Raw genomic sequence first — 12329 nt, 5'->3', positions numbered from 1 at the left:
AGAAGCAGCTCCAGCAGAAGAAGTTTGTGAAGAAGCAGCTCCAGCAGAAGAAGTTTGTGAAGAAGCAACTCCAGCAGAAGAAGTTTGTGAAGAAACTCCAGAAGAAGAAGTTTGTGAAGAAGCAGCTCCAGAAGAAGAAGTTTGTGAAGAAGCAACTCCAGAAGAAGAAGTCTGTGAAGAAGCAACTCCAGAAGAAGAAGTTTGTGAAGAAGCAGCTCCAGCAGAAGAAGTTTGTGAAGAAGCAACTCCAGAAGAAGAAGTCTGTGAAGAAGGCCAGTGAACAAGTATAATCAATGAGTCAAAAAAATAACTTATGTGCCGGAGAGTTCGACATACTCTCCCCACAAAAAATCAAAATACAACTATTTTTCAGATAGCTTTTTTAACATTGAGCCGATCCCAAAACTCAAAATTGCCTCTCTGGACCCTGATTTCTAAATAATTAATTGAGTTTCTGATCATGAAAAGCAATTCTGAAAACTCTTACTCATTAAAAATGGGTCAGTTTTGGGATAAGCTTCTATAGAAACTTACTCTCAATTCACGAAAAGATATTTAGAAGTTAATAGTTCAAGAATTCACGTCATTATTGGAGTTGTGTCGATATTGAACATTTTACTCCAATATTCATTTGAAAGACATCCTCCAGCACATATATCTGTATATGGGCAATCGCAAGAGGGCTTTTTCCGTAATCCAATCATCGCATCGCTATGCCATAGGTCCATGATCTTCTTATCGCGAATGTTACCAATTGTGTGATCTAGATTACCGCAGGCTCGCACGTCTCCATCTGCACTGATATACATAAGGGATCTTCCTGCCGGACAACCGTATATTGCTGCATTGTTTCCTATCATATAATAGGAAGGAAAACCCCCACTTTGAACTTTTAAAGAATTTATATTTTTATCGCTTAAGGTCCTAAGTTTATTTGCCATTTCAAGTTTTTCCTCTATCTTCCATTGATTGAGTTGGCAACCCCTTCCCTTAGAAAATAAAACAAGGAAACGAATTGACTGTACCTGCAAATCCCGTGCAAGCTGAATCATTGCATCCATCTGGTGGGCATTTTCATTCATAACCGTACATGAAATATTTAATGAAGGAACACCATGTTCCTTGAGTAATTCTATCGCCTTACATGCTCGGGAAAAAGCTCCTGGTCGGCCAACAATGGTATCATGAGTTTTACTATCAGCACCATGTATACTTACCTGCACTGAATCAAATAAAATAGCAATTTTTTTTGCAAGATCTTCATTTATTAGCCAACCATTTGTACTTGTGGACAGAGTACGAATGCCCGACATTCTTGCAACTGTGGCTAATTCGATAAATGATGGATTACAGGTTGGCTCTCCTCCCATGAATGAGAATTCAGGAACTCCTATTTTACCAGCCTGTTGGATGACATCAACATAATTCTGAAGAGACATTTCACCTTCAGTTGTTATCGGAGAAGCATCTCTCGAGCAATGTTTACACTGAAGATTACATTTTTTTGTTATATCAAGTTCAATTTTTAACGGGATATGGCAAAACCATGTCGTCTGTGAAATATCGTACAAATTAAAATATCTCTGATTGATTTCCGGGATTATTAATTTAGCAGTTGTATTTTTTTCGTATCCTATCAAACCATAGCGATAATATTGTTCAATCTCTTCGAAATCTGTCTCGTTATGACAGATATCATTCACACTTATTCCCCGAATCAATTGTAGCAAATCAATGGAATCCACTAAAAATTGACCATTATTATTCTCAACAATAAACCCCGTATTCTTAGGATAAACAAACAAATCTTCTCTTAAATAGAGCGGGGCTTCTTTATCAGATATTGTTTTTCTTTCATATGTGTATGAAATTTCAGGTATTGAACAGGGAAGATATTGTTCATTTTTGAATATAATCATGATTTATCCCACTTCACATAGCTATGTTTTTATCGAAAAGAAAATTAACAAATCTGGCTCTTTGCTTTTTTTGTGGGATGAAAATAATTACTCGGTTGAAAAGTGACCACTCTACTAGATAACATCTATCTTGAATGTGGTTTTCCAAACAAAATGTATTCAAACATTATATGTATTGCACCCTTATTTAGAAAGTGATTTATGAATTACCCACTCGAAGAGCCAAAAAATCTTATAGCGCGAAAAATCACTATTCACTTATTTAAATTAACGCCTTTTTCTTTGAAATATTTTACAACGGATTCTTTATTCTCAATAATAAAATCTTTGATAAGCTCCTGATGAGCGTTAATATTTATAGAGAAATTGTCTCCAGCACATCCCCATGATGCAGGCATTTCTCCAGGACATGATGCAGGCATTTCGGCTGGACATTTTCCTTCTCTGCAACACCCTTTATCTTGGCAGCATCCCTGATCTTTAACACATCCACAATCGTCGCCTGCCTTAAGTATATCTAAAGCATCCTCAATTTGTTTCCTTGCCTTTACTCTTGTAGAAGATGAGACGGCTTCACCAACTTTTCCAGACATGTATAAACGTAATTAGTATTACTATTTAATATTTTGTATTATGCCAGTAGTTCCGAATCTTCTTATTTTCGAGACCCACTTTTTACAAATAAAGGGTTAAATCAAAAAGGGATTGAAGATCATAGAGTCGTTTGTTATGATGCCAAAAAAACGGGATCCATATTTAGCGAGCTGATTCCAAAACTCAAAAAGTACTTCTTTTAATTTCAATTTTGAAATAATTACTCGAGCTCTGATCAGGAAAGTAGTTATAAAACCATATGAATATGGGAACAAAAACGGGTTTTGGGATAGGCTCGATGTATGGTATCATCAGTTTGAGATGTTATCTTCCCGTAAGGTGGTTTGATTTGTTTGGTATTATTTTGGCAGTCAACAACCCAGAAAGACAATTTAATAATTTCGTCGGCTCGTATATAAAGGGTGATGATACGTTTTTTTCAAAAAATGATGGCACTGTTCCATATTATGTATTGCTGTTTTCGGGTGAGTTATAGTCAAAGGCGACGTGCTTAAGGTCTGGTATCAAAGGTGGGCTCGAATCCAACCCCTCGCATTAAATTTATTATTTCTTGTTTTTCAATTCTCAATGTTAAACGTGTTTGATTGAATTGCCTTATTTTCGAAAAATTCCAGTAATTTATGAGAATTTCGAAAAACATCTTATTTCAATAAATTGCTTCTATACCTCTTATAAACAACCGACCAAAAATCGGGGTTTCTCGAAATCCTCTTATGTTTTTTGTTTGATTACATCATGGTATCTACATTGTGTTGGGCTCGGCTTCTTCACTTTCCATATAATTAAATTCCTCAAGTGCTTTTGTTTCCTTTTGAAGTTTTATTGCGAGCTCATCCTCACTGATACCAAATTTTTTCATCATTTTGCGAATATTTTCTATAATATAGTTTGTACCCAAGTTACCTTCTAAGAACAGTGATTCATTTATTTTTATCGGAGAGCGTAAATCAGCCTCTAATTCAGAAATATATTTTTTGTTCTTGGCAGTTGTAAAATCGTTGTCGTTTATAAACAACTTGAATTTAGAAGGATCTATCATATAAAGTTCTCTTGCTACATACTCATATAATTTTTTCCAAGATACCGCTTTTCGTTCTCTTCCTGAAAAAATAAATAAAAAAGAAAAAAGATGGCTGTTTTCTGGTTACTTTTTGGTCACTTTTTCCTCTTTTAACATCTTTTTTGCAATGATAAAGACCACAAATGCAATAATGATGAAGTTTATCAATTCTCCTAAAAAGGCACCCCAGCCAAGTACTATCGGCCCTAGTTGAAGGGTTGCAGTCTGCCAGGCCCCGCCTGGAATAAAAGGTGTGATAATCGGCATGACGATATTATCAACAAATGATTTTATAAACGCGGTTGATGCGATACCCATGATTAAAGCAATAGCCAGTGAAATTACCTTGTATTCATAAAGAAACTCTTTAAAATCACTCATAAGTCCTATGATATCCTCCTCCAAAATAGAATTATATTTATATTAAATAACAGATAACTCTCAATTATTTATTACTATTGCACTATAGATCTTTTTTGTAAGATTTGTTTTTATAATTTAGGACCTACGCACTTGAGATACAAAATCAAGTACATTCAGTTTCTTCATAAATTCCAGCCATTTTAATAAGGCGTAGAATCTCTATCGAGTTAGGAATTGTAGTGATGGGAACCAAGCATAACTATTTTTTGCAAGTTTATCCCTGAAGAACGTACATGCCTAACCACGCACATATACCTAGAAGCCACGTACAAAGGCCAAGGCTATCGCTCGTAGCCAAATGGACAAAATAATCCCGGAAGGCTCCACATTCAGCTGTTTAAATTCGGACAATACCTTATTTTTTTGTCTCCTGCTTCTCAAACACTTAAGGAATCAACTTCATCATCCCATTTCCGGTATTGCTCAACCCTTAAACAAAAGCCACATGACAAATGACACTTCCCCGATGAACATTGGCAGGCCAAGCACAATCCGGAAGTTTGTCAGGTTTTGTCATTGTGTTCAAAAGTTATAATCACATTTCCCTTCTTGTGCCCTTTCTCAACATACCTGTGAGCCTCGGCGATCTGTTCCGGCGGATAGCGCCTGTCAATGACCGGTTTTATCTTTCCGGCCTCGGTTAGCTCTTTGAGGAAGAGCAGATCTTTCACCTTTTCGCTTGCCGGTCTCAGACCCGTGGCCGCAAACATTGCCTTTTTGCTGCTAAACTTCGAGGTCCATATCGCCTGCAGCATTATTCCCGACGAAGGGAAAGTGGTAAGATAGACACCGCCTGGCTTTAGTGAATTTTTACATCGTGAAAATGAGCTCCTAGCCACGACGTCAAAAATGATATCGTAGGTCTGGCTGCTTCTGGTGAAATCCTCTCTGGTGTAATCTATCACCTTATCAGCACCAAGCGATCTGACCAGCTCCAGATTCGCTGTACTGCATACGCCGGTCACTTCCGCCCCATAGTATCTGGAAAGCTGCACCGCAAGAGTGCCTATGGATCCGGAAGCACCATTGATGAGGACTTTCTGCCTGCTCTTAATACTTGCCTTGTCTCGAAGGAAAGGCAGTGCAGTCAGTCCGGCATAGCAGACTGCAACAGCTTCCCCATAGTTCACGTTGGCCGGTTTTATTGCCAGCGCCGCTTCCTCGGGCAGGCATTTGTACTCTGCATGAGCACCAAAAGCAGTACCGCCTGATCCGAAAACCTTGTCCCCCTTCTTGAATACCCTGACGTTTTTGCCTGCAGCCTCAATTTCCCCAGCTATCTCGTCCCCCGGTGTGAACTTCGGCTTAAGGAGGCCGGTGAATAATCTTGAAATGAAGGGATCACCCTTTCGAAAAGCGACATCTGCCGGAGTTACGGTTGCCGCGTGAACCCTTATCAGCACTTCATTGTCCTTGGGAGCAGGCTTTTCAATCTCGACCAGCCGAAGAACTTCCGGCGGACCATATTTTGTGCATATAATTGCCTTCATAAGTATTCCTCCTGATTTGTCAGGTTTGGTCATTTTATCTAGTTTATATCTGTTTTACAGACTCGGAAGCGATTGCAGATGGATTGAATCCTTTATATCAGAGAAACTGAAGATGCCAATAGAGAACCAGTAAATGTTTCTTTCTTATAGAAACAATCTTTTCTGCTATCTCGTCGATACTCTGTGTTTTTGTAGTCATATGTGTCACTCATTTGCTGTATGATGACAACTTTCTGATTGCTTGCGTATCTTCATAAACGATAAGGTACAATAATAGAGTGGAGTGAATAACTATGCATAAATTTATGGAAATAGTGATTTATATCTTAGCCGCTATAGGATTTGCTTGTGTTGTAAAACATATACGTACCATGCATTGCAAAGAAGGTTGTTGTCTGTGTGGCTGGCATAAGACAAAAGAAGAAGAGGAAAAAAGAACCGGTTCAAGGTATGGTTCTAGTCCTATCCATTATTAAACCCGACAACATACGTAGAAGGATTATGCCAGACTTCTATGTATGATAGGATATTTTTATGGCGGGCTCTACGAAGCCCTCTAAAATTGTGTAAAACAGGATTAGAACTTTAGACACTTGAGATGCAAAATTAAGCACACTAAGGTCTTTGAAAAGAGTCAATCAGTATTTTTTGTTATTCTATTATCAAAGAAGTCTGGGTGGTCTATAATGTATGTTTCCATGTCAAATATGTCTTTTATCTTGAATTCTAGTTTATGCCCTCTCCTGCTAAGACCCAAATAAGGAACAAGTATTTCAAGGGTGACATTATAATCTTCTCTCGTTTTTGGATTACTATGATCCCACTTACCATAGATTTCCATTCTTTGAGTTTTGCCACCCCTTTTAAGACTATAACCCCGCTTTATTCTGCCTAAGCAGGATAATTATGCCTTTATGCCAGGCATCGTTATCTTGTATCTGTATAGTCCATTAGATCCTTTTTTCTCTAATCGCTGAATGTACGGTAATTTTATTATCTTGCCATTCTGCTTTACTATCTTTCGATAATGCGACATTGCACAGCTGATCTTGGTATGATAAATACCAGTCTTACTTTCAATGTCTCTCACAGTCAATGGTTCATTCGCCCACATTAGGGTTTCAAGGATAAGGAACTTCAAAGCATTATTTTTGTGATGATACCCAAAATAAGTTCTCGTAACATCTATAAATTATTTGACATAAATCATATTCGGCGCCTCGATAATCTAATTTTGTACGTTTCGATAACATTAGGACCAATATTAGTTATCATAATTTCATAACTTCTTATATCCTATAGACACAAAACAAAAATTGTTAGCAAAGCAAAAAATTATTTGATTATTTAGACTGTTTCCGATCTGTCAGTCCTGTACTCTATTATATTTCCGAGCCGCCAGAGCGAACCCGCAGGTATAAATCAAGGATAGATGCGGTGCCAATACGAAAAGGTGAACTAACGCCAGCAGGGAAAATATGGGGAAAAGAGATGCGTGCACATCCTTTCGGGCTGGCGGTGTTTTCTATCGGAATAAATTTCAGAGTAGGTTTTTCCGCGCCCTGCAGCTTGTAGACAATGAAATTAATTAGAACTACAAAAAGCACCTGCAATCTGGAAAAGTAATTTCCGTGTTTTATTGGAAAAAATATAATGCAGTCAGAAAAAACAATCATGGAGCACAATTTGAAGACGAAACCGGATTTATTGGATGTGTTAAAAGAGTCCAGATACACAAAAAAATAAAAAAAGGAATTACCTAAAATGTAAGGATTTCAGACCAGTTCAGCCTTTATGATTTTCACGTCTGTTTTCGGGCGGTCCTGGCGGCCAGTTTTCACCTTTCCCATAGCATCTACAACGTCCATGCCGTCTATTACCTTCCCGAAAACAGGATGCATTTTGTCAAGATGGGTATTATTTACGAGGTTGATAAAGAACTGGCTGCCACCTGTGTTCGGGCCCGCATTTGCCATGGAGATGGTCCCCTTCTCGTTCCGGTTGTGCTTCGCGAACTCGTCAGGAATTTCATATCCTGGTCCTCCCATACCCGTTCCTGTAGGGTCTCCACCCTGGATCATGAATTTGTCGATGATTCTGTGGAAAATAACTCCGTCATAGAATCCTTTCTCCACGAGTTTTGCAAAATTTCCTGCCGTAATCGGCATGTCTTCAAAAAGCTCGATTGTGATATCGCCCATAGTGGTGTGCAGAACCACTTTTTTTCCCTTCCATAAAGCCATTTATCTTCCTCTGCTAATCTCTTAATCTTATATTTATTTGTGCCTGTCTTTTTGTAGGCTTGTTTTGTCAGCTTTTCTGCATTGTATGTCCGGCTAGAATGTAAATGCTTCGCCAGCCGAATTTCGTTCTGGCAGCACGAAGTCCGTTTCGCTTCTCTCAAGAGTACTAATTTAGGGATAAGTAACAATGCTTTTCGTTTCTCTCAGGCAGGCTAGAAGCCAAAAACCGGAATAGCGTCTTAACTGTTAATTTATCTTTTAACCTTTCATTTTCTCTTTACGAAAGTTTTCTACTTGCTCTATTATTTTATATGAATCACTATTCTTTTATAGTCAAAATGGCTTATTTTTAAGCGGGGAAAATTTACATTAAGTTCCGATAAGTAATAGTGGGGAAAAGTATTATGAACAGACTCCAGGTTTTTTACCTGCGGATAGCTGTGATCCTTCTGGTTATGCTATCTATGCTTCCAGCTTTAGCAGTTTTAACTCATGAAGTGGATACCATTCTCAAAGATGAAAATAATGGGACAGATTTCGAGTCAATACACAACGAAACTGAACTGAAAGATAAGGAAATAGACCTGAACTTCAGTTTTCTCACATCCATGCTCCAAATAATACTTGATCTCAACCTTAACCTCATAAATGGAACCCTGAGCTCCCGAGTTACAGAGTATCCTCTCCTGCAGCCCACAATAGAAGGGATGGCACACTCAAACTTCGAATACCCGGACGGCATGATCGTAGCTGCCAATTCGACCCTTGGAGAACCCGATAGCACCATGCCTATGATTGGGATATATTCCAAAGCTTAAAAGCAATGGCAGAAATTCCTGGCTGAAACTTCAATACCTAAGTGGAAAGAGGAAAAAAGCACTTTTCAGGATTCCGTAAAAATTCTCATGCTCTGTATGAAAACCGCAGCCAGGAAAACTGCTTCTGTGAGCAAACAGTTCTTTTTGATTCTAATTTTAGAGATTTTTTAAAAAAGTAAAAGTAATTTAGTTAGTATATTCGATTCAGTATTTGACCGGATTAGAACCATACCTTGAACCGGTTCATTTTTCATCTTCTACTTTTATTTTATGCAAACCAGAACGATATTCCTTCTTATGCATTATCTGTTTTACAGCATAAGCAAGCCCTGTTGTTACTATGATAAAACCTACTATTTTCATGCTTTTATACACAATAATTCACCCCAATTTGTTATTGCACCTTATCATTTATTAATATAAGCAAACAGTCACCAGAAAAATCAGTTTAATTTTAAAAGTGATATTTAGTAGATGTTTTTGTGGTATATGACGTAGAAAAAGGACTTTTTCTGCTTATTCACCTGAAAAAAGCTCGACAAATTCGAATTTTGTCACATCAAACAGGCCTCTGTCTCCCAATTTAAGTTCAGGAATTACCAGAAGCGACATAAATGAAAGTGTCATAAAAGGCGACATAAGCGAGGTTCCCAGTTTCCGGGCTTCTTCATTTAGCAGATGGTATCTTGCAGCTACTTCTTCTCCGTCCAGATTGCTCATGAGGCCTGAAACCTCCAGTGGAAGATCAAGCAGATTTTCTGTGGTTCCCACAACGATCCCCCCCCGGTTTTCCACCAGCCTGTTGACGGCTCCGACTATGTCCTCATCAGTTGCTCCGACTGCAATTATATTGTGACTGTCATGGGCAATGCTGCTCGCAATAGCCCCTTCTTTCAGGCCTATGTTCTTTATGAAACCTATCTGAACAGGGTCATCGGCATATCTGCTCAGGACAACAATTTTCAAAATATCCCGGGCAGGGTCAGAAACCAGATTTCCGTTTTCCAGCTTTGGAAGGGCCAGTTCCTGGCCTGTGACCAGTTCCCCGTCCTGAGCAACTATCACTCGGATTTTTTTCAGCTGTTCCCCATTATTTTCAGAAGCAGGCACAGCCAGTTTTACCTTGTCAATTGAAATTTTGTTTCGGTTGAAAACGTTTTTTGCAGGAGCTTTTTCAACTGAAAAAAGAACCTTTCCGTTATCGTAAACGCAATTTCCTTCAATGAAAGTGTTCAGCACATTGAACGATTTCAGGCCGTCTACAATGATAAAATCGGCAGGATCACCCTCCCGCAGCAGCCCGACATTAAGTCCGTAGTGTTCCACCGGATTGATCACTGCTGCCCTGATGAGGTTATAGATCTCAAGTCCTTTTTCCTGCCCGCGCCTGAGAAGCTTATCGATATGCCCCTCATATATCAGAGTATCCGGATGGGAATCGTCGGTGCAGAGCATAACCGATTCGGGGTATTCATCTATCAATCTATACAGCGTCTCGAAATTCCTGGCTGAACTCCCCTCCCGGATCAGTATCTTCATCCCGAGCTTTATTTTCTCAACAGCTTCTTCATAAGTAAAACATTCGTGGTCTGTGGAAATTCCTGCGCCCACATATTTCTGCAGGTCGGCTCCCCCCAAACCGGGTGCATGCCCGTCTATAACTTTACCGTACTTCTTAGCAGATTCCAGTTTTGCCATTACCTCAGGGAATCCCAGGATCACGCCCGGGAAGTTCATCATCTCAGAAAGGTAATACAGATCTTTCCTCGCCAGCAATCGGTCAACAGCCTCCGCATCCAGCACCGCTCCTGCGGATTCAAAAGGCGTAGCCGGCACACAGGAAGGCACTCCGAAAAAGACCTTCAGAGGGACTTTTTTTGCATCCTCAAGCATGTACTCAATGCCTTCTTCCCCCATCACGTTTGCAATCTCATGAGGATCGCTAACAACTGCAACCGTACCTCTTGCAACTACCATCCGGGCAAAAGCCGAAGGCACGGTCATCGAACTTTCTATATGCACATGAGCGTCTACAAGCCCCGGAAGGATGTACTGCTCATTCTCGTGCTCCTTCTCTTCGATACTGATGATCTTCCCGTTTTCAACGGCAATTTCACCTTTGAACTTCCGCCTGGAAATGGCATCAACAATAATTCCCTGGTACTTTTGCATGATCATTCATTGCAACCATTGATGTATAAATATTTTCAAATAAGCTGATGTTGGACTGCATTGATGTTTTGAAAGCTGTGGAAATGGAGTGGAAAGGATGAAAATAATAAATTCGAACGTAAAAGGTGTAATCAATAGAGAGCTAAAAATATAATTAAAAAGTATTAGTTATGATATGAAATATAAATAGAAAGTATTAGTTGAGGGAAATGTTAGTTGAGAAATGAAATATAAATAGAAAGTATTACTTAGTAAATAAATTATAAATACAATACAAAAGTACAACAATACATGGGAAAAAGTCATACAGAGATTCAAGGGCTGAAAATCCGGAAAATGAGACGGGATGAAGTCGAATTCGTGATCCAAATGGAAACCGGCGAAGAATGGATCCCTGGTATCCATGACGGGGAAATATTTTATGAAACCGATCCTGATGGTTTTTTTATCGCAGAAGTTGAAGGAGAAACCATAGGTTGTGTCTCTGCTGTTGCATATGACGATTCCTTTGGTTTTCTTGGCCTCTATGTGGTTAAACCCAAATTCAGGAATAAAGGAGTAGGGGTTAAATTAACTGAAAAATGCCTGGAAAGGATGGGCAACAGGAATATTGGGCTTGATGCGGTAGTGGAAAACGAAAAGAAGTACCAGGAGCTTATGAAGTTCAAGTCCTTTTATAGCAACCTGCGCTTTGAAGGAAGAGGGGGAGGCGAGTTTCCGAATGGGCTTGTAAAAGTCTCAGATGTGCCATTTGAAAGCCTGCTGGAGTACGACAGGGAAATGTTTCCGGCTCCACGAGATACTTTTCTGGAAAAATGGATTAAACAACCTGATTCTTATGCCTTTGCAGCTGTTGAAGCAGGAAAGCTGAAAGGATACGGAGTTATAAGGAAATGCCAGAATGGATACAAAATAGGCCCTCTTTTTGCCGATGACCCCATAGCGGCAGAAAGAATCTTTCTAGCTCTCAAGGCCTCTGTTCCGGACGAAGCCATATATCTGGATGTTCCGGAGCCAAACAAAAAAGCAATGGAAATTGCAAATAAATATGGGATGAACGTAATTTTCAAAACTATCCGGATGTACAGCCGGGAAGAACCTGATATTAACCTTGAAAAGGTTTACGGGGTCACTACTTTGGAACTCGGGTGAAGGTTTCTAATATCGACCTGTGAAAGAGGAACCAAAATCATTTTCCAGGAAACAACTTTGGAACCGTAGGCATTGCAAGCCATTGGGCAAATTTATTATAAGTTCTACCAAGCTTTTGTGCATATTCTATTCCTTTTTGAGTTCCTGTTATTACCTTGTTATAATTAGAGTCAGGATCGCTCAATTTTACGAGAAGTCGATTCAATTTATTAAGGGGTTCAACTAACTTTTCTTGGTCAGAATTCGGGCTTAACTTGTCTAAATAATCCTGAATTTTATCCAAGTCTCTATCAAGTTTGGGATTTAAGTTTTCAAGTTCGTCTTTTAAATCGTCAAACTCAGTTTGAATCTACGGCAAATCTATTTTTAAATCGATATCGGTATTGATATCAATACCGATATCCACATCAGTTTTTTGTTCGGCTTTTGCGGTAGAG

At 39.1% G+C, this 12329-nt stretch carries 12 protein-coding genes; 3 read left to right on the top strand and 9 right to left on the bottom strand.

Going from position 1 to position 12329, the window contains the following annotated elements:
- Positions 1-280: hypothetical protein (locus RG963_RS07920; RefSeq protein WP_310575725.1), on the top strand; the 280-nt coding region annotated here is incomplete at its 5' end.
- Positions 281-578: 298 nt separating this feature from the next.
- Here the strand turns inward: RG963_RS07920 and RG963_RS07915 are convergent.
- The 7 genes from RG963_RS07915 to RG963_RS07885 all read right to left on the bottom strand — a co-directional run bounded on the left by RG963_RS07915 (position 579) and on the right by RG963_RS07885 (position 7750).
- The gene (locus tag RG963_RS07915; RefSeq protein ID WP_310575724.1) at positions 579-1919 is read right to left on the bottom strand and encodes a radical SAM/SPASM domain-containing protein; all 1341 of its coding nucleotides are present in this window, start codon (positions 1917-1919) and stop codon (positions 579-581) included.
- Positions 1920-2173: 254 nt separating this feature from the next.
- Entirely contained in the window at positions 2174-2512 is a 339-nt protein-coding gene (locus RG963_RS07910; protein WP_310575723.1) for a hypothetical protein, read from the bottom strand.
- Positions 2513-3276: 764 nt separating this feature from the next.
- Entirely contained in the window at positions 3277-3573 is a 297-nt protein-coding gene (locus tag RG963_RS07905) for a hypothetical protein (protein WP_310575722.1), read from the bottom strand.
- Between the two features lie 105 nt (positions 3574-3678).
- Positions 3679-3975 carry an MscL family protein gene (locus RG963_RS07900; RefSeq protein WP_310575721.1) on the bottom strand — a complete coding sequence of 99 codons (297 nt, stop codon included), beginning with the start codon at positions 3973-3975 and terminating at the stop codon, positions 3679-3681.
- A 545-nt stretch (positions 3976-4520) separates the two neighbouring features.
- A complete protein-coding gene (locus tag RG963_RS07895; protein WP_310575720.1) occupies positions 4521-5507 on the bottom strand; it encodes an NAD(P)-dependent alcohol dehydrogenase in 987 nt (328 codons plus the stop codon).
- 634 nt (positions 5508-6141) lie between these two features.
- A complete protein-coding gene (locus RG963_RS07890) occupies positions 6142-6348 on the bottom strand; it encodes a hypothetical protein (RefSeq protein WP_310575719.1) in 207 nt (68 codons plus the stop codon).
- A 934-nt stretch (positions 6349-7282) separates the two neighbouring features.
- A complete protein-coding gene (locus RG963_RS07885; RefSeq protein ID WP_310575718.1) occupies positions 7283-7750 on the bottom strand; it encodes a peptidylprolyl isomerase in 468 nt (155 codons plus the stop codon).
- Positions 7751-8154: 404 nt separating this feature from the next.
- On the opposite strand from RG963_RS07885, the gene RG963_RS07880 reads away from it, so the two are divergent.
- Positions 8155-8568, top strand: coding sequence for a hypothetical protein (locus RG963_RS07880; RefSeq protein WP_310575717.1), 414 nt, complete (start codon positions 8155-8157; stop codon positions 8566-8568).
- Positions 8569-9084: 516 nt separating this feature from the next.
- Here the strand turns inward: RG963_RS07880 and ade are convergent.
- Positions 9085-10740 (bottom strand): adenine deaminase, encoded by a 1656-nt coding sequence (gene ade / locus RG963_RS07875; protein WP_310575716.1) that lies wholly within the window; start codon positions 10738-10740, stop codon positions 9085-9087.
- A gap of 291 nt (positions 10741-11031) precedes the next feature.
- On the opposite strand from ade, the gene RG963_RS07870 reads away from it, so the two are divergent.
- Positions 11032-11892, top strand: a complete 861-nt coding sequence (locus RG963_RS07870) for a GNAT family N-acetyltransferase (protein ID WP_310575715.1) — start codon at positions 11032-11034, stop codon at positions 11890-11892.
- Positions 11893-11929: 37 nt separating this feature from the next.
- Here the strand turns inward: RG963_RS07870 and RG963_RS07865 are convergent, their stop codons facing one another.
- On the bottom strand, positions 11930-12175 hold the full coding sequence (locus RG963_RS07865) for a hypothetical protein (protein ID WP_310575714.1): 246 nt from the start codon (positions 12173-12175) through the stop codon (positions 11930-11932).
- Between the last annotated feature and the right edge of the window lie 154 nt (positions 12176-12329).

It is taken from the genome of Methanosarcina baikalica, assembly GCF_031461075.1.
In the GTDB taxonomy this organism is placed as follows: domain Archaea; phylum Halobacteriota; class Methanosarcinia; order Methanosarcinales; family Methanosarcinaceae; genus Methanosarcina; species Methanosarcina baikalica.
This window is presented reverse-complemented; position numbering and strand designations above follow the sequence as displayed.